The sequence below is a fragment of the Vibrio lamellibrachiae genome (assembly GCF_050337265.1).
In the GTDB taxonomy this organism is placed as follows: domain Bacteria; phylum Pseudomonadota; class Gammaproteobacteria; order Enterobacterales; family Vibrionaceae; genus Vibrio; species Vibrio kyushuensis.
The window spans coordinates 391228-412608 of the sequence record NZ_JAKJSU010000006.1; the positions used below are offsets into that span (position 1 = coordinate 391228).

21 protein-coding genes are annotated in these 21381 nt (G+C 42.2%); 12 read left to right on the forward strand and 9 right to left on the reverse strand.

Annotated elements, in window-relative coordinates:
• Positions 1 to 17 precede the first annotated feature (17 nt).
• Both L4C54_RS10930 and L4C54_RS10935 read left to right on the forward strand, forming a co-directional pair.
• Complete coding sequence (locus L4C54_RS10930) at positions 18 to 584, forward strand: DNA-3-methyladenine glycosylase I (RefSeq protein ID WP_428808192.1); 567 nt, start codon at positions 18 to 20, stop codon at positions 582 to 584.
• A 66-nt stretch (positions 585 to 650) separates the two neighbouring features.
• Positions 651 to 1130, forward strand: a complete 480-nt coding sequence (locus L4C54_RS10935; protein ID WP_428808193.1) for a globin family protein — start codon at positions 651 to 653, stop codon at positions 1128 to 1130.
• A gap of 126 nt (positions 1131 to 1256) precedes the next feature.
• On the opposite strand, the gene L4C54_RS10940 is transcribed toward L4C54_RS10935, so the two are convergent.
• Together L4C54_RS10940 and cls are read right to left on the reverse strand one after the other, a co-directional pair.
• Positions 1257 to 2456 carry a cystathionine beta-lyase gene (locus tag L4C54_RS10940; protein ID WP_428808194.1) on the reverse strand — a complete coding sequence of 400 codons (1200 nt, stop codon included), beginning with the start codon at positions 2454 to 2456 and terminating at the stop codon, positions 1257 to 1259.
• A gap of 107 nt (positions 2457 to 2563) precedes the next feature.
• Complete coding sequence (gene cls, locus L4C54_RS10945; RefSeq protein ID WP_428802291.1) at positions 2564 to 4018, reverse strand: cardiolipin synthase; 1455 nt, start codon at positions 4016 to 4018, stop codon at positions 2564 to 2566.
• Positions 4019 to 4388: 370 nt separating this feature from the next.
• Between cls and L4C54_RS10950 the strand changes: the two genes are divergently transcribed.
• From L4C54_RS10950 to L4C54_RS10965, 4 genes are all read left to right on the forward strand, one after another.
• Complete coding sequence (locus L4C54_RS10950; protein WP_428802290.1) at positions 4389 to 5819, forward strand: sodium-dependent transporter; 1431 nt, start codon at positions 4389 to 4391, stop codon at positions 5817 to 5819.
• Between the two features lie 149 nt (positions 5820 to 5968).
• A complete protein-coding gene (locus tag L4C54_RS10955) occupies positions 5969 to 7639 on the forward strand; it encodes a methyl-accepting chemotaxis protein (protein WP_428808195.1) in 1671 nt (556 codons plus the stop codon).
• A gap of 116 nt (positions 7640 to 7755) precedes the next feature.
• Positions 7756 to 8460: a TIGR01621 family pseudouridine synthase gene (locus L4C54_RS10960; protein ID WP_428808196.1), complete on the forward strand. Its 705-nt coding sequence runs from the start codon at positions 7756 to 7758 to the stop codon at positions 8458 to 8460.
• A 41-nt stretch (positions 8461 to 8501) separates the two neighbouring features.
• Entirely contained in the window at positions 8502 to 9434 is a 933-nt protein-coding gene (locus L4C54_RS10965; RefSeq protein WP_428808197.1) for a class I SAM-dependent methyltransferase, read from the forward strand.
• 41 nt (positions 9435 to 9475) lie between these two features.
• Here L4C54_RS10965 and L4C54_RS10970 read toward each other — a convergent pair whose 3' ends face one another.
• From L4C54_RS10970 to L4C54_RS10990, 5 genes are all read right to left on the reverse strand, one after another.
• Positions 9476 to 10105 (reverse strand): CDP-alcohol phosphatidyltransferase family protein, encoded by a 630-nt coding sequence (locus L4C54_RS10970; RefSeq protein ID WP_428808198.1) that lies wholly within the window; start codon positions 10103 to 10105, stop codon positions 9476 to 9478.
• Positions 10098 to 10745 carry an ATP-binding cassette domain-containing protein gene (locus tag L4C54_RS10975; RefSeq protein WP_428808199.1) on the reverse strand — a complete coding sequence of 216 codons (648 nt, stop codon included), beginning with the start codon at positions 10743 to 10745 and terminating at the stop codon, positions 10098 to 10100. The genes L4C54_RS10970 and L4C54_RS10975 overlap by 8 nt, the downstream gene beginning before the upstream one ends.
• Positions 10711 to 12420, reverse strand: coding sequence for an ABC transporter permease (locus L4C54_RS10980; protein WP_428808200.1), 1710 nt, complete (start codon positions 12418 to 12420; stop codon positions 10711 to 10713). Before L4C54_RS10980 ends, L4C54_RS10975 begins: the two co-directional genes overlap by 35 nt.
• 70 nt (positions 12421 to 12490) lie before the next feature.
• Positions 12491 to 13636 carry an ABC transporter substrate-binding protein gene (locus L4C54_RS10985; protein WP_428808201.1) on the reverse strand — a complete coding sequence of 382 codons (1146 nt, stop codon included), beginning with the start codon at positions 13634 to 13636 and terminating at the stop codon, positions 12491 to 12493.
• Between the two features lie 347 nt (positions 13637 to 13983).
• Positions 13984 to 14430 (reverse strand): META domain-containing protein, encoded by a 447-nt coding sequence (locus L4C54_RS10990; protein WP_428802282.1) that lies wholly within the window; start codon positions 14428 to 14430, stop codon positions 13984 to 13986.
• A 220-nt stretch (positions 14431 to 14650) separates the two neighbouring features.
• On the opposite strand from L4C54_RS10990, the gene L4C54_RS10995 reads away from it, so the two are divergent.
• Positions 14651 to 14899, forward strand: coding sequence for a DUF1289 domain-containing protein (locus L4C54_RS10995; RefSeq protein WP_428808202.1), 249 nt, complete (start codon positions 14651 to 14653; stop codon positions 14897 to 14899).
• Between the two features lie 41 nt (positions 14900 to 14940).
• Positions 14941 to 16107, forward strand: a complete 1167-nt coding sequence (locus tag L4C54_RS11000) for a BamA/TamA family outer membrane protein (RefSeq protein WP_428808288.1) — start codon at positions 14941 to 14943, stop codon at positions 16105 to 16107.
• A gap of 96 nt (positions 16108 to 16203) precedes the next feature.
• On the opposite strand, the gene L4C54_RS11005 is transcribed toward L4C54_RS11000, so the two are convergent.
• A complete protein-coding gene (locus L4C54_RS11005) occupies positions 16204 to 16425 on the reverse strand; it encodes a hypothetical protein (protein WP_428802280.1) in 222 nt (73 codons plus the stop codon).
• A 271-nt stretch (positions 16426 to 16696) separates the two neighbouring features.
• Positions 16697 to 17014 carry a hypothetical protein gene (locus tag L4C54_RS11010; RefSeq protein ID WP_428808203.1) on the reverse strand — a complete coding sequence of 106 codons (318 nt, stop codon included), beginning with the start codon at positions 17012 to 17014 and terminating at the stop codon, positions 16697 to 16699.
• A 231-nt stretch (positions 17015 to 17245) separates the two neighbouring features.
• Here L4C54_RS11010 and L4C54_RS11015 point away from each other — a divergent pair, with 231 nt between their 5' ends.
• The 4 genes from L4C54_RS11015 (at position 17246) to L4C54_RS11030 (ending at position 21378) form a co-directional block, all read left to right on the forward strand.
• On the forward strand, positions 17246 to 17605 hold the full coding sequence (locus L4C54_RS11015) for a PilZ domain-containing protein (RefSeq protein ID WP_428802278.1): 360 nt from the start codon (positions 17246 to 17248) through the stop codon (positions 17603 to 17605).
• A gap of 187 nt (positions 17606 to 17792) precedes the next feature.
• Positions 17793 to 18419: a LysE family translocator gene (locus L4C54_RS11020; RefSeq protein ID WP_428808204.1), complete on the forward strand. Its 627-nt coding sequence runs from the start codon at positions 17793 to 17795 to the stop codon at positions 18417 to 18419.
• A gap of 335 nt (positions 18420 to 18754) precedes the next feature.
• Positions 18755 to 20776, forward strand: coding sequence for a hypothetical protein (locus tag L4C54_RS11025; RefSeq protein ID WP_428808205.1), 2022 nt, complete (start codon positions 18755 to 18757; stop codon positions 20774 to 20776).
• Between the two features lie 113 nt (positions 20777 to 20889).
• Positions 20890 to 21378, forward strand: a complete 489-nt coding sequence (locus L4C54_RS11030) for a hypothetical protein (protein WP_428808206.1) — start codon at positions 20890 to 20892, stop codon at positions 21376 to 21378.
• Positions 21379 to 21381: the final 3 nt, after the last annotated feature.

Here is a 21381-nt window from a genome sequence, read left to right on the forward strand (position 1 = left end):
TTAAAGGAGTAACAGCAATGAAGGAATCAACATGCGCATGGGCAATAAATACCCCCCTAGAACGTGAATACCACGATAATGAATGGGGCAGACCTGTTCATGATGATCGTATTTTATTTGAGTTTATAACGTTGGAAGGGGCACAAGCAGGGCTAAGCTGGATAACAATCTTAAAAAAGCGAGAAGGCTATCGTGCTGCGTTTCTTAATTATGATCTAGAAAAGCTAGCCAAGCTTGATGAGTCTAATGTTGCGTCGATAATAGAAAACTACGATATAGTTAGGCATAAAGGTAAAATTGCTTCGGTTTACAACAATGCTAGAGCCGCCATTGAATTACAAAATGAATACGGTTCTTTGTCTAAAGCTTTGTGGCAGTTTGTCGACGGCAAACCACTGACCAATCAATGGTCATCAATGGAGCAAGTTCCTGCTTCAACTGAAACATCAAAAGAGATGAGCAAGTTTTTAAAGAAGTGTGGTTTTAAGTTTGTTGGCGAAACGATCTGTTATGCATTTATGCAGGCGACAGGCATGGTCAATGATCATCTTATTGATTGTCCTAAATATAATGCGGCTAAATAAAATTGGGTGAGTTGCTGAGTAGCTTCTATTATTAATTTAAACAACGTCACATTGCTAGGAATTAATATGCCGATAACTGCTGTCGAAAAAAAACTAATTCAAGATAGCTTTGCCAAAGTAGCCCCAATCGCCGACAAAGCTGCAGAGATATTCTATGCCAAGTTATTTGAGTACGACCCGTCACTAAAAGTTCTATTCAAAGGGGATATGAAAACTCAGGGTAAAAAACTGATGACTACGCTTGGTCTCGCAGTGAAAGGGTTAGATAACCTTGATACGCTCGTTCCCGTACTGCAAGGCTTAGCAACGAAACACGTAAGTTATGGTGTGAAGGTTGATGATTATACACCAGTGGGGAATGCGCTGCTTTATACATTGAAGACGGGATTAGGTGATCAGTTTGATGATCAAACTCGAAATGCGTGGGTCAAAATTTACAATACGATCGCTACCGTAATGAGAAGTGCGGCTTACCCTAATTTCGACCCAAACACTTATAAAAATACCCATTCATATAATAGACATGGCCAGCGTAACACTGCTTAGAGTGTAGTCGCATGAATTCATATTAAGCTCAATAGAGTGCGAGATGGAAGCGGCACTCTATTAAGCTTTCTTTCGTAGGTATTTCTTTGTAGATTATTATTTTGTAGATATAAACAAACGTGTGAATTATTTAGCGTTCTTTTTCACAGCTTCGTTATAACGCTCTAAACCTAGCTCCAAATCAGCAATTAAGTCATTAACGTCCTCCAAACCCACATGGATTCGAATTAGTGTGCCTGTAAAGTTAGGATTGGCTACCGTTCTTAAACTGTTAAAGCTTCTTGGCTCATTAGCTAATATCAAACTTTCAAACCCACCCCAAGAGTACCCCATGCTGAAATGCTTCATCCCATCAAGTAGCTCTGTGGTAGCTTTTGGGTGAGATTCGTTTAGAACGAAAGAAAACAACCCATTTCCGCCAGTGAAGTCACGCTCAAAGAATTCATGGCCAGGACATGTCTCTAACGCAGGATGGCGAACATGATCGACTTCAGGACGTTCTTGTAGCCATTTCGCAATAGCCAAGCTGTTCTCGGCATGCTGACGTAGACGTACATCTAACGTACGAATACCACGTAACCCTAGATATGCATCATCAGGAGAAACACATTGGCCCATCAAATAGCTTTGTTCTCTCAGTTGAGGCCAGTATTTTTCAATTGCTACAGCGGTACCAAGCATGACATCTGAGTGACCAACAATGTATTTGGTCGCTGCTTGAATTGAAATATCAACGCCAAAATCAAACGGGGAAAAGTTCACACCTGCAGCCCAAGTATTATCGAGCATAACGATGATATCTTGTTCGTGAGCGATACGAGATAGAGTCGGAATGTCTTGAACTTCCATCGTTACAGAGCCGGGAGACTCGGTGAACAAAATTTTAGTATTAGGCTTAATAAGATCGCGAATACCTTCTCCGATCATCGGCTCATAATAGGTCGTCTCAACGCCCATCTTCTTCATGATGGAATCACAGAAATCACGAGTAGGTTCGTAACACGTATCCACCATCAAAATGTGATCGCCAGTTTCAACGAAAGAGAGAATGGCGTTTGATATAGCGGCAGTACCACAAGGATAAAGAGCACACCCAGCACCACCTTCAAGTTCCACCATGGCGTCTTGGAAAGCAAAGTGTGTATTGGTGCCTCGGCGTCCATAGAACAATGTCTTATCTGCGCGTTTTAACATAGCTGCATTTTTCTCAGCAACGGTATCAAAAACGATTGTTGATGCTCTTTGAACTGGAGGGTTTACAACACCATTAGTCCATTTTTTATCGCGCCCAGCGGTGATGAGCCGAGTTTTTTTGCCTTCCGACATTCCATTTCCTTGTCTGCTAATTTGATCTATGTCTATTTAAAGCATGGAGTTGGGCTTTGTTTCAACCCCTCATAGCCGTTTATTTTGAGTTTCTAAATGATTTATCGTTACAAAAGTGGATTGAATAAGAAAAAGGCTCGTTCTAAAAATCGATGGCGAAGAGGGCGTACCTTCCATTGTTTAGCATCGACAGGATAAGATTGTTCTATGTATTGTTGCTGAAGCCATAGCATTTCTTTTGTAAATTCTTGATCTTCAATTGCTAAGGTCACTTCAAAGTTAAGCCATAAACTGCGCATATCCATATTAACCGTACCAACAAGACAGAAGTGGTCGTCAATAACGACTGACTTTGTATGCAGTAACCCACCGTGAAATTCGTGGATATTGACGCCTGCTTCAAGAAGGTCACCATAAAATGCTCTTGAGGCCCATTTGACCATCAGTGAGTCATTCTTGTGAGGAATGATGATATCAACGTTAACACCTCGTTGGGCGGTCAGTTTAATCGTTTCTAGTAAGTCGGTACTCGGAACGAAGTAGGGTGTGGTTATTTTTACGGATTCATTGGCTTGGTGCATAGCCAATGCAAGCACTTGTAGAATCAGGTTCTCTGGCATACCTGGGCCAGATGGCACAACCTGAATAGGGTGCTGTTGTTGCGATGGTTCGATGTGACATTCTGGCAGCTTTGGTAGCTCCCGCTTTCCTGTTTCTACTTCCCAATCCCAACTATGAATGGCTGATAGTACATTAACCGTAGGACCAGTAATTCTCACCATGATATCGATCCATTGGCCTACGTCTGCTCTTTGTTTGAAGTATGCGGGATCAACCATGTTCATTGAACCTGTGTACGCGACCATGTCATCAATGACGATTATTTTTCTATGCTGGCGTAAATCAAGGCGACGCAAGAAAATACGCCAAGGACTCACTTCTAACGCTTGAATAACGTGAATGCCAGACTGCTTCATCATTCGATACCAAGGGCTTCGAAAGAATCTTGGGCTGCCAGCTGAATCGAGTAATAGCTTAATTTTAACGCCTCTTTTTGACGCTTTGATCAGTGCACTAGCTACCGAATCAGCTAATCCACCAGGGTGCCAAATATAGAACACCATACTAATACTATGTTGCGCTTTTTCGATGTCTTGAATAATAGAGTGAAGAATTTCATCAGGAGAGTTTTGTAGCGAAAGTGTATTTCCACTGAGTGCAGGGATGCTCATTCGATTGTTACAAAGATCATCTATTTTAGATATGTGCCCACCAAGTGATTCAGGAAGGTGCGCTTGGCAATGGTTAAGTTGACTAAACCATTGCTGAAATGGGCTAAACGCCTCTTTCGCTCGTTCACCACGTTTTCGGCCTAAATTGAGTTCACCAAATAAAAAGTAACAGCCGACGCCAACAACGGGAACGATGTAGATGATCATAAGCCAAGCCAAAGACACACTGACAGCTCGTCTCTTTAATACGATTCGTAAAGTAACACCGGCAACCAAGAACCAATAGAGGCCGATACTTGCTAACGTAAGGAAATGATAGAACTGATCCATACACACTTAAGTTGTTGAATGACTGATAAGGATAGTAATGGGAATCAGTAAAGATAGGAATGGCTATTTGAACTTATATGAAATCATCGACAGTACAAAATTGTTAAGAAATCGTAATCGACAGATGTGAATGTAACGAATTGTATATATTTGCAACAGATAAGACGTAAAATTAAGCGGTAGGCCATAATTTATACTATGTGGGGTTCCAATTTTACGCGCAAACTGGTTTACTTACCATATACGAGCGTCACTAAACCTTTATAGGGTGTAAATAAATCTGTACAGGATGTGTTTACACTTTAACTTTTTAAGGCGCCAGTAAGACAAATATAATTCAGACAAACACAACTAAAGATTTGGAGATACCGTGGCGACTAGCAGTACAACCACACAACCCCGTGATACCTGGGGTTCGAAATTAGGATTCGTAATGGCCGCAGCTGGCTCAGCTGTAGGTCTAGGTAACATTTGGAAATTCCCGTATACAGCAGGTGAAAGTGGCGGCGGTGCGTTTGTCCTTATTTACCTATTGTTCGTTATTTTTATCGGTTTCAGTGTAATGCTGACTGAATTTGCCGTTGGTCGTAAGACAGGTGTTTCAGCAGTAGGTGCGTTTAAGAAAACTGACCGCCGTTGGTCGTTCGTCGGCGTTATTGGTGTATTCAGTGGTCTATTGATCATGGGTTTCTACCCAGTTGTAGGTGGTTGGGCAATTGCTTATATCTACAAGCTGGCTACAGGCCTATTGAGTGCACCAGAAGCTATTGGTGATAGCTTTGGCAGCTTTATCTCTAACCCAATTGAACCACTAATGTGGATGGGTCTTTACCTACTATTGAATATCGCAATCGTTGCTCGTGGTATTTCTGGTGGTATCGAGAAAGCAGGTAAAGTTCTAATGCCTATGCTGTTCATTATCCTTATCATTGTATCTATCAAAGGTATGATGCTTCCGGGTGCAAGTGCAGGTCTAGAATTCCTATTTAAACCTGACTTCTCTCAAGTAGATAGTGGCGTTGTTCTAGCAGCACTAGGTCAAGCGTTCTTCTCACTAAGCTTAGGTATGGGTTGTATGATCACATACGGTAGTTACCTGAAGAAGAAAGAGAACCTTGTTCAAACAACTGCAATGGTAACAGCAATGGATACCAGCGTTGCTATCCTTGCTGGTCTAGCAATGTTCCCTGCAATGTTCGCATTTGGCATGGCTCCTGCTGCTGGCCCTGGTCTAGTCTTCGTTGTTGTTCCTCAGCTATTCGCTGAAATGGGCGCAATTGGCTTAATGTTCGCTCTTATGTTCTTCGTTGGTCTAAGTGTTGCGGCTCTAACGTCTTCAGTATCTCTACTTGAAGTTGTTGTATCGTACCTAATCGATGAGAAAGGCTTGAAGCGTTCTACTGCTGTAGGTCTTGCCGCAACAGTGATGGGTGTGCTGTGTGTATTCTCTTCTATCTCTCTAGGTGGCCTAGGTCCACAACTGTTTGGTACGGGCGCATTTGATGTATTCGACCTACTAACAGATAAAATCTTCCTTGCGGTTGGCGGTATGCTTGTGTGTATCTTCGCTGGTTGGAGACTAAACCGTGAAGAGCTTGAGAAAGAGATCACGAACGATGGCGACATCAAGTTCCCACTGTTTGGTCTTTGGTACAACCTAGTTAAATACGTGATTCCATTCGCTGTAGCAATCGTTGCGATTGCAGGTGTTTACTCTGGATTTGAATCTGGAAAAGGCGAAATCATGTTGGTTGGTCTAGGTGTGATAGCTGTTGCAGGTATCATCTCTAAGAAGCTCTAATAGAATCAGTTGGTTAGTTACATTTAACTAAAGCAGCTACTTAAAAAGGCGAGAAACGGAATTGTTTCTCGCCTTTTTTATTTTCTCACTTTCTTAAATATCTCCCATACTTACCTAGCTATGAGCCAATAAAGCAGCATCAGGAAGCAATGACAGCTCCTTTTGCTGCTATTTACTGTGTCGATTTGCACATAGGAAAGGGGAGTCGTATGTCGGTAAGAAACAAGTTATATGGTGGATTCGCAAGTATTCTCGCCGTTGTTATGATCGCGATGGCGGTTATTTGGTGGGAAGTTGAACAGTCACACGACGTCGCGACAGAAATACGTGTAGACGACGTTCCAGGTGTTGAGCTTTATTTAGTGTTGATCGACGAAGCGGGTGATGTGTATCGTGATTCACTTAAGATTGTTGCTAATACTCCCGGAGCTAGAAGTGATTATGAATCTAATAAAGCCCAATTTAGAGACGCATATACGAAGATCGTCGCGTTGGAGAAAAGCAGTGCAGTCGACTACGAGCGTCTAAAAAAAATAGAGGCACTGTTTAACCTTTATACCAGTGAGTTTGAGAGAAACGTACTACCTCAAGTTAATCCTTCGCAAGACTCTGATGCATTGTTTAGAGAGCTTGATCAACTCTACGACAAGCACCTTGTTATGCTAGAAAGTTTACTTGATGACGCGTCCCTATCAGAGAGTGCAGAAGCACAGCGGGCGTTATTGGCACTCAATGACTCTTTTAATACTATTAACAGTACGATTTTAATCCTCACCATTATTGCAATCTTGTCCTCATCTGCGGTTGCCTACTTTTTGTCACACTCTATTACGACACGTTTAACCCGTTTAGATGAAGTTGCCGTTCGAGTGGCTAATGGGGATTTAACTGCCGTGGAAATTGAAGACCCATCCAGTGATGAACTGGGTAACTTAGCGAAATCTGTTAATAAGATGCAAAGCTCCTTAGTGAGCTTATTAGGTTCAATCTCCAACGTGAGTTCTGAGGTAAAAGGCGTAACATCTGAACTCTTTCAGATAAGTAACGATATTGTTTCAGGCGCTTCATCTCAAGCTGATAAAGCTTCGCTAATTGCAACCGCCGCTGAGGAGTTAAGCTTAACCATCTCAGAAGTTGCTCAGCAAGGGAATTCTACTTTTGAAGAAGCACAGCGTTCTGAGAAGTCGGCAGAAGAGGGGCGTAACGTTATTATTGAGATGGTAGAAAGCATCCAACAAGTGTCTAACCAAATGAGCGACATGTCGACGCAGATGAACACTCTAGGCTCGCATGGTGAGCAGATAGGCAGTGTTATTAAGGTTATCGAAGATATCGCCGAGCAAACGAATCTACTGGCCTTAAATGCGGCGATAGAGGCTGCACGCGCCGGAGAGTTTGGCCGAGGCTTTGCCGTTGTTGCGGATGAAGTGAGAGCACTAGCTGAAAGAACCACAAATGCGACTCAAGAGGTCTCAGGAATTATTCAGTCAATTCAATCGGGAACCAAGGAAGCGGTCACCTTCACCGAGGATAACTGCCAACTTGTCGAAATAGGTGTGAAGCAGAGTGTAGGGGCTGTGACTGCATTAGAGGAAATTGTATCAGGAGCTGCGAATGTTCAGAACATGGTTAACACAATAGCGACAGCAGCCGAGGAGCAGACTGCGGTGACAAGAGAGATTGCTGCTGATATCACGGCGATTAGTGATATTTCAGAACAATCACTAACACTGGCAAATCAAAGCTCACAAAGCACCACTGGTCTAAACGTGCGAGTTTCAGAGCTTGAGCAATTAATAAGCAAATTTAAATTATCATAAGATAGATTCTCCTACCTAAGCTACGTCGATATTAGTTTGATGGTGCGAAAGGGGTAGGGGAGTGGAATATCTATTAAGAATCGGTATACTCCTTCGCTCTATACCGGAGCCCAATAATGTTCGATATTCTTCATACCGACAGTGACTTTCTCGTCATTAACAAACACCCTAATGTATCTGTTCATAAAGATGATGGAGATACTATGCTGCTTCAAGAAGTGGCAAAAGTTAGTGGTGATCAACAGCTCTATCTTGTGCACCGTTTGGACAAAATGACATCAGGTATACTCTTACTTGCTCGTAATCGAGAAGCCGCAAGCGCATTATCGCAGGCATTCGCCAATCGTAATGTTGAAAAACATTACCTAGCCATTGGTTGTAAAAAACCAAAGAAGAAGCAAGGCTTGGTAAAGGGAGACATGGAACGCTCTCGTCGTTCAAGCTGGAAGTTGGTGAAAACTCTAGATAACCCCGCTATTACACAGTTTATATCGTTACCAGCCATGCCTGGTGAACGTCTGTTTCTATGCAAGCCATACACTGGTAAAACGCATCAAATAAGAGTGGCACTAAAATCTGTTGGTTCAAGCATTGTCGGTGATCCAATATACTCACCAAGTAGTGTATCTGATCGTGGCTACCTTCATGCGTTTGCATTGAGTTTTAACTATAACGGTATTGTTCATCAATTTATTTGTGACCCTCGCCAATCGACGCTGTTAGGTACTAAATGGCAGGAGCAGCAAGTCAGTGACGGTATTCAGGCTTGGCTTCAACCTAGCTCACTCTCGTGGCCAAAACTAAATAAATACCAAGATTAAACCGATCCCAAAATTAATCAGATCAAAGAGAATTAGAAGCAATGCAATCATCTCAGTTACCGAAGTTTTTTGACCATGTTGAGTCGGAATTGTCCCAAGTACCTAATGAGTTACGCCGACTTTTTCATGGACGGGGGCACTACTGGCCGGGTCTTGAGCAGTTAACCTGTGATTGGTTGCAAGGGCAGTTGATCGTTAACCTATTCAAAGAGGTTGATGAAACGTTTCTTGCGACGTTAAAAGATGGCCTAATTAAACTGACAGAGCTTAACTGTTGGCTAGAAAAGCAGGGCAGCTGCATTGTGCTCCAGCATCGCTACGCGGATGGGGCACCGTCTGAGGTGCTAGTCGGAGAGTTAGATTCGCGACCTGTGGTTTCAGAGAACGGGTTGAAGTACCAACTTGATATTGGACGGAACCAAAACTTTGGTCTGTTTTTAGATATGCGTCTGGGTAGAGAGTGGGTGAAAGCGCGCTCAGAAAACAAAAACGTACTTAATTTATTTGCTTATACGTGCGGATTTTCCGTTGCTGCTGTTGAAGGCGGTGCGGTCAAAGTAGCAAATGTCGATATGGCCAAGTCTTCACTAAGCAAAGGCAGAGAAAACCATAAATTAAATGACCATGACTCGCGTAAAGTGAATTACTTAGGACACGACATCTTTAAGTCGTGGGGCAAGATTAAAAAGATGGGGCAATATGACCTAATCATTATTGATCCGCCATCATTTCAAAAAGGCAGTTTTGCACTAACGAAAGACTACAAAAAGGTTCTACGTCGACTACCAGACCTTCTAGCGGAAGGCGGTGAAGTATTGGCATGCGTCAACTCACCTGTTGTTCATAGTGAGTTTTTAATTGAAAGCATGAAAGAAGAAGCACCTTCACTTAACTTCAAATATCGCTTGGATAACCCTCCAGAGTTTATCGATACCGATACTGAAGCCAGTTTAAAGGCACTTGTATTTAGCTAACGGCTGCCGCTATTCACTATTTCAAAAGAGAAAGTAGAGCATTAATGCTCTACTTTTTTATTTATGTTTTGTAGCGTGATAAACCCCGAATAAATACGAGTAATGGTCGTAAACCAGCATGCCGCAGCAAAAATATAGGCAATGACTGGAAAGTACGTAGGGAGTAAGCAGAACAACACAAAGCAGCCAATAGTTTCAGTGCCCTCGGTTAAACCACTCATGTAATACAAAGATTTGTGCTTATAAACAGGGTTCTCTATGCCTTGCTTTCCCGCCATAACAGCAAAAGCTAAGAAGCTTGTTCCCGTACCTATAAAAGTAAAGATTAGAAAGGCCCCCGCAATGGCGTTTTGGTCCGGGTTAGCGAGAACAAAACCAAACGGAATTAGAGAATAGAAAATAAAGTCGAGGCTAATATCAAGAAACCCACCTGCATCAGTTATACCCTGTATTCTAGCAAGAGCGCCGTCTAATCCATCACAGGTTCGGTTGACTAATATTAGAAATAGAGCCAATAGATACTGTTCAAATACGAGTGCTGGTAAGGCTACACATCCTACAGCGAAACCAAACAGAGTCACTTGATTCGCTGTAATACCAAGCTTATTGAGTACCTCTGCGGTTTTAGCTAGCGGCCATCGAACTATTTTAATGCTAAAGCTATCAAGCATGATTTGTACTCCAGGGCCAATTTAGAATTTTGCTGTTTGCTGGTACATCTTCTTTGTCATGCGTCACCATCAAAGTTGGAATATTGGCCGCTTTTAACTCAGAAACCACCCAATCGCGAAATTGGCTTCGTAGTTCTTTATCAAGCTTGCTAAAAGGCTCATCTAACAGTGCGAGCTTGGGTTTTGCAAGTAGCATACGAATTAGACTGATCCGAGCGCGTTGACCGCCCGAAATCTGCTGTGGAAAAGAGTCTGCGAGGTGTACCAGTGATATAGCTTTAAGTGCGGTAATAGCTTCTGATTTTCGATTTTCACCTTTAATGTTATTAGGTAGTGCAAAAGCCAAATTCTCCCAAATACAAAGGTGAGGAAAAAGTAAGTCATCTTGAAATAGAATACCAACTTGGCGCTTGTGAGCCTCTAATGTAGATATATCGATATTATTTAGAGAAAATGTACCGTTATAGTGAAACTCATCGCTAAGGTGACCGGCAAGGAGATCAAGCAGTGTGGATTTACCACAGCCGCTTGGCCCCATAAGAGTTAGAATTTCACCGTTTTCAATTGTTGTTGTAAGTGATGAAAAGAGTGGCCCGCCATTTTTTTTAGAGACGGAAAGGTTTTTGAGACAGAGGCTCATAAGGTAATAGACCTTTAATTGAAAGTGGACGAGAACGAAGGCTCAACTTGCTTAATCCTATAGCAAAAGAGAAAAATAGAAGCGGTAATATCGCCTGCCATAGTGCGTAAATTGCCGTAACGCGCCTATCAAAGCCACTTGATAGCGCGACTGCTTCAGTCGTTATTGTTGAAATACGCCCACCACCGAGCATGAGTGTTGGCAAGTATTGAGCAAGACTAACGCTGGCTCCAATCGCCCAAGCAAAAATGATACTTAAAAATAGTATTGGAAATTTGATTTTCCACCAAACCAAAACGGGATGCTTACCTAAACTGAGTGCTGATTTCGTCAAGTTAGTATTATAGCTTCTCCAAGGGCCATCAAGAGAGAGATAAACAAATGGGAATGCAAAAAAGACGTGAGCCCAGAGCGTCCAAAGGTAGTAACTGCTTTGATTGATATATAGCGTCGCTATTTGAATACCAAACAGAATAGAAAGTTGAGGTACTAGCATTGGTATGGCGATTAAGTAGTCAGACAGTGCCCAACGATGTTTCACTCGGTATTCGTGCGCAATGATGGCTAAAATAAGTGCGATTGTAGCACTTGCCAGTGCTAGCAACAGGCTCTGCTGTATATTGTTAAAAAGCGCAGCCCACTCATAGTTCCAATATCGAGTAGTCAACTGGCTTGGAAATAGGTCAGGAAATCGCCAGCGCTGAGCATAGCTCCAAATCAGCATTAGTGGAAAAATTAAGATTGATGTAGTGAACACAACAATTAGGATTGCCTTCCCACCAATCGCTTTTCCATAGCGTCCGGAGAACTGCCAAGCTCTGAATCCCTGAGTCACTAACCACTCGATACCGCGAGCCGTTATCATTAGTAGTGTAGCGAGTAGAAATAGAATCATCGCACCAGCGGCAGCCCGTGGTAACAGAGAAAGGTCAGGGTCACTAAACCACTGCCAAACTAAAACAGCGAATGTGGGTGGATTCGTGGGGCCAATTATAAGGGCTATGTCAACAACTGACAGGCTATATGCAATGACGGCAAGAAGAGGGAAGCGCATCTTTTGTATCCATATCGGAAAAATGCATTTCCACCACATTTGGTATCGGCTGTAGCCTAATGATGAAGCGACCTTTTTAAGCTGGGAAATATTGAGTTGGTTTAATATCGACATGCTCATCAAAAGAAGAAACGGCACCTCTTTTAAAGCAAGCATTACGATTAGGCCAACGGCATATGGATCGTTAATCAATAGAGGTAAGCTGCTGACTCCTTGTTCATTAACATCGTAGCCAGTTGTATTGTAAAAAAACCTAGATATTAGTCCTGTTGGAGCAAAAAGAAATGCGAACCCGATTGCAAACGCAACGTGAGGAAGAGCAAGCAGGGGAGACAATGCCGTTTCAATTTTACCCCACACTCTACCGCCCCAGCACGATAGTAAAATAGCAAAGGTAAGCAACGCGGCTAGATAACTGCTGACCAACGCCGAAAAGACCGATAAGCCTATTGAATGCCATACGCCTGTCCAATTAAATACCATTTTAAACCCTTCAAAAGAGGGGGTGTTTAAATTGATAGGCGGAATATAGCTAAGCGATGAAGCCGCAAGTCCGACTATTCCAGGAATAGTCGGAATAAAGCAAATGAGGATGATAAAAGGGTACAACGCTCTTAACATTACTGTTTAACTATCCTATTTAATGGGCTCTGATATTTAACGACGACTGATATTTAACGGACATAGCGGTCTAATTTCCGTATCGCTCAAGCCAAGACTTTTCAATTGCAGCCTGCCAACTAGGGTGAGGCTCAGAGACAGATTTGAACTGCTGAGTATTTTTAGCACTACCCGTTAAATGTTGGCTATTGAGCACTGAAGGATCCCCCCAGACCGATAAGTCACCTTTACGAGACTGCGCTTCAGGGCTGAGTAAAAAATTAATCGCTACCTGTGCGCCTTCGTTTGAAGTCGCGTTCCATGGAATGGCCAAGAAATGAATGTTAGACAAAGCGCCGTTGTCCATCGCGTAAGCCTTAGTTGTCATTGCGAGCTTGCCAGTCGCTTGAGAAGAAAATACAGCATTTGGATTAAAGCTAATGGCTAAATCTAGCTGGCCATCATCAAGAAGCTGAATTGTTTCTGTTGTGCCTGAAGGAAACTGTTTCCCTCCACGCCATGCTACTTTGTGAAATTCGTTTAAATAAGACCACAGAGGCTCGGTGACGGCATCGAAATCTCCTTGTGAAACAGGTTGTGCTAAAGCAGGGTCGTTGTCTGTTAATTCGATTAAAAGTGATTTAAGAAAACTTGTCCCGTGGAACTCTGGTGGCCTTGGGTAGCTTATTTTATTTGGAAACGCTTTAGCGTAGCTGAGCATTTCAGTAAAGGAACGAGGAGGATTGCTTAATGTCTCTTCATCATGAATAAAGACAAGTTGTCCAACTCCCCACGGGGCTTCTAGTCCAAGTGTTGGTTCTGAAAAATCGACATCAACCGGAAGTGATTTATCGACGTATTGCCAGTTTGGTAATGATTGAGTAAAAGGGCCAAATAGTAGCTGGTTATCCTTCATTGATTTGAAGTTTTCGCCATTGATCCAGACGATATCAACACTACCACCACTGTTTCTATTCGCTGACTTTTCTGCAATTAATTTTGTTGTTGTCTCTGCAATATCAGTAACTTTGACGTGTTTCAGCGTTACGCCATATTGCTCGCTTAGCTCCATGCCTGCCCACTGAATGTAGCGATTAATCTCTTGGCTTCCACCCCATGCATGAAAATAGACAGTTTGTCCTTTCGCTTGAGATTCGACTTCTGCCCAATCCATAGCAATAGCTTGGCTAGTCATTGTTGTGGCGATAAGCCCGATGGTACTGAATAACGTCTTCATAACTTAATCCATGTGAAATGATAATTATTGCTTAATCCATTAACTAGAAATACTAATCTATCTTATTCATTTATCAATACTATTCATAAATGATTTCGATAAATAATCGTTAAGATAATAACGCTGGTTAATGGATGTTTTTGATAGCAAGTAGAGACCTGAGAAGTGGGGAAAATATTGCAGATGAATTGAAATATATTAGGTCAACAGACCCAAGTCATGTAGCGAAGTAACTAGGGAGAAGAGTGGTTACTGTTCATATTTAATCGTATAGAAAGCTAATTGGCAAAAAAAAGAGCGGATATCCGCTCTTTTTTTAATCTTGATTGCTTTAGCAAAGACAGAGCTTAGTTCACCCAGTCACGTAGTGTGAAGGTTAGTGTATGAACGTCATTTTTAAGTTCTAGGCTGTCTTTAGTTAGAGTGATGTCACTCCAGTCAGTTAGAACTTGAGACATAGCCATCTCGGTATTCATCGACTCTTCGTCACACATCTTCATTGTTGTTCCCATTCTTTCGATACGGAACTGATTCTCGTTAAGTTCAGCTTGACCGAAAAAGTTGTTACAACCTGCGTGACCGTTCGCAGACATGTTCTCGCCGATTTCTAGACGTACAGGCTTGTTGTCTTCACCCTTAGCAATGTCTTTGCCATCAATTTGAACAAGTTCCCAGTTATGGTGCTGAAGATCTTGAGATGTGATCACTTGTCCTTCCTCGCCATTGCTTACACAAGCAGTTAATAATACAGGAACAGAAATAGCAGCAGCCAGTGTTTTTAAACTAAGCTTCATAATAGGTAACTCCACAATTGGACATGGGGACCAAGCGACACGCTTGAGGTCGTAAGATTGTCAAAAAGTATAGCCAATGAAACACTGTTTTTGTCAGCGGTAAGTCATACTTTAGCGTAGTTCACAGTTTAAAAGTGATAATTACGCTATTAGATATACACTTCTAACATATTGAAAGACTGAGCAATATCAATAACGGTACTTGAGAAAGGAGGCATTGATGGAACAGTTGGAATTCTTTACAGTGCCAAGCCCATGCGTGGGCGTTTGTAACTTAGATATCAAAGGTTACTGTCAAGGTTGCATGCGAAAACGTGAAGAGCGGTTCAACTGGTTGACGATGACGCCGACTGAGCAGTTGCATGTCATTAAGCTGTGTAAACTGCGATACCGACGAAAAATGCAAAAAAATAAAAAGCTAGAGGCGGAGAAAATTGAGGCTAGTAATCCTCAACAGGATCTTTTCTAATAGTTACTGTTATATAAACTCAATTTTAGGATCATTCAGTGATCAAGTCTCTTTATCGTTCAATTCTTCTCAGCACTGCCAGCTTGTCGACGACGGCCTTTTCCGTGTCATTTACTGATCCTATTGACGGCATGCTCGATATGGGAGAGTACCTTGCCGAAAACGCTTATGGTTTTCTCCCTGTCCCCATTCTAATCACAGAACCCGCACTTGGCGTTGGTGGCGGTTTTCTTGGCGTGTTCTTACATGAATCAGAGCAAGAAAAAGAAGCACGTAGAAAGCTTGCACTAGAGTCTATCGATGGTGGTGCGAATTTGATACCCCCAGCAGTGACAGTTGCTGGTGGTGGCGCTACCCAAAATGGTACATGGTTTGGAGTTTTGGGCCATAGAAGAACGTGGGATCAAGACTCGATCCGCTATATGGGCGGATTGGGCTACGGTAATGCTTTTATTGATATCTACGCAAATAGCCAATTAATACCAGACAAGAGTATTAGCTTCGAAAGTGACAATAAAGGTTACGGAGGGATGCAAAAACTCCAATTTAGGGTAGGGGATACTCCGCTATTTCTTGGCGTCTCTCAATTTTGGGCAAGATCAAAGGTTAGGTCTTCTAACGATGTTGTTAATGCTGCCATAGAAAAATTAATTGGTTTAGAGACAACGGCTTCTGCTTTGGGCATCAATGCTGAATATGACACCAAAAACAGCTTCTTTTTTCCAACTGACGGGTATTCAATTAACGCAGAATACATGCTTTATCGAGACTCATTTGGTAGCGATCACAGTTACGATACGTTTGAGCTTGGGGCGCAACTTTTTCATCCAATCTCAGACAGTTGGACGCTTGCCTTCGCCGGTGGTTATGAGTCGTTAACTAAAACCGAACGAGGCATCTTGCCTCCGTTAGCTAAACCGTATGTAAAGCTTCGCGGTATATCAGCATTTCGATATCAAGATAATTATGTGTCATCTATTCAATCTCAACTGATGTGGCACATTGATAATCGTTGGACTGTTTCAGGGTTTGTCGGTGTGGGTTCTGCAAGTAAAGAGGTAGATGGGCTCTTTGATGATACTCATGTCGCATACGGTACGGGTTTTCGATATTTGATAGCGCGTCGTTATGGTATTCATATGGGAATGGATTTCGCCTTTAGTGAAGATGACAATGCTTTCTATTTCAATGTCGGTTCTGGTTTTTAATTTGTGACTTTTGTCGTTTATCTAATAGGCCTTTCAGGATCAATAACGCCGCTGATTAAAGCGGCGCAACAGCATTTACTTTGTTAGTGCCAGTGATTACTTCAGACCCCAAGTGTCGCTGACCCATCCTCCTGCGCCTTCATCGAAGTGACTGCCACTAAAGCGATGGTTTCTTTCGACATTCTCTTCACCGTGAGGTTTGTCATCTAGCATATGTTGTATATGGATAGCCATTGCGTCGTTGGATAGCTCACGTTGCTTTTTAATCGCAACCTCTTTTATCAGTTGTAGTCGATATGCAGTGCTTGCTCGTTTCATCCTCAATGACCTCCTAGTTAATATACTTAATAACAAAAGTTAGAAGTTAATCACATTAGCGTCAAATCGATTTTGGACAAATTTTGAGACTTTCTTAGTATTGATTTTTGATGAAAAAAAAACGGCTATAGAATCAGAAAGTAACAGGAAAGGGAGGTACAAAGTTAAGCGAGAAAATTTTATTGAGTGTCAAGTGGCACATAAGTAAATTGTCGTGTTGTAGTTGACCAGTACAAGGCTAAAGGGAGCTCACTTTGGTTGTATGATTAAGTTACTTTGAACTTGCTAAGATACCGTCAATCACCTTAACCAGATAGAGCTTTCTATTTTGTTCTTCACACCAAGCTTTGCTTAAACCACGTCGATTGAACTCAGATCCAATTGCAGCCTTTGTTTGCGTCGTGGAGCGAGAAAAATAAAGAGTGTCACACAGTTCCGTATTCGTCATATTTTGCGCATAGGTATTTACGCTGCTTTTTCGCATACCGACCGCACTGGCTTGCTGGTTTGAACAACCTTGAATGGCCAAAGCAATTAACAATATAGAAGCAAAACGAAGCATTGAATCCCTTAAAGAAATATTGAACATGAAGCATCGACAAAGAAAGAACAGATAGTTTACCAAATTGAAATGAGAGATATACAAGAATGAACTAGGTATCACCCATAGTTTGGAGCAGCTTTGGATAATAGAGGCTTAGTCTGCTAAAGTTTATAAGTTAGAGGCCGAAATGATAGTATCAAGGAATGATAGTGATTTGTAATGTATGGGGGTGTATCATTCATTCAGCCACTAAAAACAGGTTGGAGTTATAACCTTATGAGTGAAGATTCAATACAGAAGCGTCAATATTACCGATTAAAATATCCTAAGCGTGCCATGCCAGTGATGCGCATTCAGGATGAGCTTTATCGTGTCAGTGAAGTTTCTGAAAAAGGGATTCGTTTTGTTATTGATAAGCCCGATAGTATTCATCATGGCTTAGACATGTCTGGTGTCCTAAACCTGCATGATGATAGTCAAATCAGCATCCAAGGAGCAGTACTTCGTTTGGATAAAAACGAAGTGATTATTTTGCTATCAAAAGGACCAAGCTTTAAAGATATGGTGCAAGAGCAGCGCCATATTCGTCAAAAATACCCTACATATTTTGCCAAAATGCGCGAATGTACCGCTTAACATTCTACTATTCACGTTAATCCTATTGTTCTGTCTATCTTCTACTTTCTGTGAGTACGATATTGCTTTGCCCAAGATTCATTATCTCTTAGAATAGCCACGCTTTTTGTAGTGGTTATAGAGTTTCTCAGAAATCAGGCAGTCGATAGTTTATGGGCAGTCGATAATTTATGGATAGTTGAAGAGTATGGCGATTGAAAGTCTGTGGTTATTCGTTGGAATCGTGTTTTTTGTTGCAGTGGTTCCAGGCCCTAATGCACTTTTAGTATTGAGTACTGCTCTGTCAAATAAGAAAGGGGACGCTATTGCCAATATTCTCGGGGTATCACTTGGCTTTTTAGTGCACGCGTTTATTTCTGCTACTGGGATCAGCTTATTACTGTCGCAGTCAGATCTTGCTTTTAACGCATTGAAGTGGCTAGGCGCGGCTTATCTGCTTTGGTTGGGCTTCGTTAATGTCCGTAACGGGTACTCTATGCGTCAAGGTGACGCTGCAATTCCGGCACCTAAGACGGGTACGATCAAGGATCACTTTACGAGAGGCTTGTTGACGAACCTTCTTAATCCTAAAATCGTCTTATTTTATTTATCTATCTTCCCTCAATTTGTCCGTTCAGATACTGTTATCGCAGATAGCTTATTACTAGGGCTAGTTCAAGCGATGGTTGTAGCCAGCTGGTTTTGTGTCGTTATATTGCTTGCTCAAAAACTGAAAAATGTACTAACCCAACAGAAAACTGCGAGAAGGCTGAATTATTCCGTCGGACTGATTTTTGTGGTTTTTGGTGCGCAGCTAGCACTGTTCCAACTTTAGAGAAATCGCTGAGCCTTGACTGATATTTGAATACTGAGCAACGCTGTCTCATATCGGCTTGTTCAATCGCACATTCCATCTGATTTTCCCCTTAATCTGGTCATATTTCCTCTGCTCTCTCACTTGTTAAGCTTTACTTTCACCTTACTATTCTTCTGCTAATCCTCTTTTAACCTTGCTTTTGATAGTTGATATTTACATTCAAGTTACGGTTACATAGCACCTTTCTCATAAATTCAACCAATTAATGCTTGTATTAATAATTGCTAACAATATAATGCAAATAATTCTACGAATGATAATTAATATCATTACCAATTGAGAAAGGAAAAGCAGTGAAAAAATCATCTCTTAGTCTTGCTATCTCAGCAGTCGTATTTGCTTCTGCCGCATCAGCAGCCCCTCAAGTTAAAGTGTTAGACAAAACTCATCAGCCAGCAGGTAGCTTCCTTGCCTATACAGAGTTTGAACTCTCTGGTGAGCCGTTAGCTGAAGCGCTAGGTCTTGATCTTGATGTTCTTGATCCAAATGCTGCGGATATTCCAACGCCATTTGACTTCGCTGCTGGTATTGAAAGCTACGAATACTCTGAAGAGGCGATGTACGCACTGAACTACCAATCGACTATGGGACCTCACCTAGTCAATGGCCCGGTAAACAAGGCTCGTGGTGGACAACTGGCTGATTTAGGTAAGCGTGTTATTGAAATGGCTGACGCGGTAGGTTTCCCTGCAAGTGAAGTTCCGCAAAACATGTATCCAATTTCAATACCGTATGTGTCTGGATCTCCTGAGTTTGCTCAAAAGCCAGATACGACGACAGTGAATGGTGATGAAGTTGAAATCACAACGGCTAAAGGCGTAACCAAAACAGTTGAAACGGTTGTTCCTGCCTATTTCCGTGATTACAAATCTTTAGCGTGGGATGAAAACAGCTTTGATAAGTCGTTCAACCCAGCAGCAACAGGCGGTATCTTGCTAAAAGAAGTTATGTGGTCACAAGATTTCTTAGGTGGTATGCACGTAACAGAATCTGATGAAGAAGTGGAAGCTGAATCATCGAAGATGGACCAAGATGGTGTACACAGCCTAGGTGTATCGGCAGCCGATGGCTTTAACGGCATGCTACTAACAGAAATGTCGATCGACAAGATGCTTATCATGCAAGAGCAGATGGGCTTTGATGGTAAAAAACTCGGCGTTAAGTTTGGTCCAGATTACAACCCACAAAATGGTCCTATTTGGTTTGCTCACAAAGTTGCGGTTACAGAAGGTACTGCAAATGGTGTGAACTCAATTAAGTCTCTGAAAGTTTCAGACAGCGCATCAACTCTACGTGATACGTGGTCAATGCTATGGCCTGTTTCCGAGTACTTTGCATACACTGATCAGCGTGTGGCAAACAGTGCGCAAAACCCAGCATTTCTAGCGGTTTTTGATGGTGCTCCTTTTGCGGCGGCTCCAGCTAAAAACACAGACAGCAAAGATAGTAACGACGTGATTGGTCAAGATGCGTTCTCTCTATCGAACAACATTTCAAACTTACTTTTCCAAAACATCTCAGCGCTTCACTTCAACGAAGAGGCTGGTACGTTTGTGACTGAATATAAGAAAGGTAAGCAGGGCAATGTTGTAGACACATACGATGCGGCTTATTCAATTGTTGCATTGTCTATCTACCAACGTGCAAAAGACGCACTTCCAGTAGGCTATGCCTCTGCTGAAGCGAGTGATGTGAACCTTAAATCACCAGCAGGTAAGCAAGCACTTAGCATGATCACCGCACAAGCTGATTTCATTATTAACAGCCTAGTCTCAAAGAACGGTCTAGTGGTTGATGGTGCTCAGCTTGGTAAAGGCGTGAAAATCCAAAAAGGACAATCACTGGACGCACAGTTCGCAGCTATTCGTGGATTGGTTGCCGCTTTCTTAGCAACAGAAGACGTGAAGTATAAGCAAGCAGCTCGCTCAATTTACCTAGCGGTAGAGAAGAACATGTTTGATGCGAACATCAATACATGGGCAGCGAAACCAGGTAAAGCGACCGTTCATACTCCTTACACAGCAGCGGCTATCTCTGGTGGTCTGCGTGAAGCAATTCTTCACCTTAAAAATGAAGAAGGCGAAAACGAGCCTGCACTTGAGCTTGAAGCGCTAACTGACCGCTACGTAAGCTGGTTCAAAGGTGTTATCAACGGTGGCATGCAACTAGCAGAATGGATGGGCGACTCAGGTGAGAACCAACTTAAAGGTAGTGACTCAACTGATACCGACGAAGATGGCGTACAACAAATCATCGCATCTGGCGGTAAGTTCGGCACGGCTATGACAATGGCTAATAAAGTCACGGTTAAATAATAAGTAGCTCAATAAGCGAAACCAAATAGTTAAACAACGAAGTAGTTAACTTAACGGCTAATTAAGCAGCGATATTGAATCGCTGCTTTTGTCGTATCAATGAAGCAGTAATCATGATGATAAGTGAAACAGAACAATTGCAAAAGAGTAGCTCATTAGCACAATGGTGGAAAGGCTTAGCCTACCGCCATAAGTGGGCTGAGAGTTTGCTGTATATTATGTTTGTCTCTGGTGTCCTACTTTGGCAACGAATTGAGTTAGCTTGGGCGCTAGAGAGATGGATGCTGCTTATTCATATGATGGTAGGCGTTTCGATCTTTTCAATTGTCATTGGTGCATTTTGGTCCTCTCACCGAAGCCTTATCCAGAATAGTAATAAACCATTTTTGCGCAAAACTGGAACCATTATCGAGTGGTTATTAGTGCTGTGTTGCTTAAGCGGCTTTTTCCTATTTTTCTTTGGTAAGACTGGGAATACGCTGAGTGTCATTATTCAGGATATTCATTTTTACTCTTCTTGGTTTTTAGCTCCATTGGTCTTTCGTCATGCCATGCGTTGGAGCGTGCTTAAAGTCTTCTCAACTAGACGTGTATCGAAATAGTTA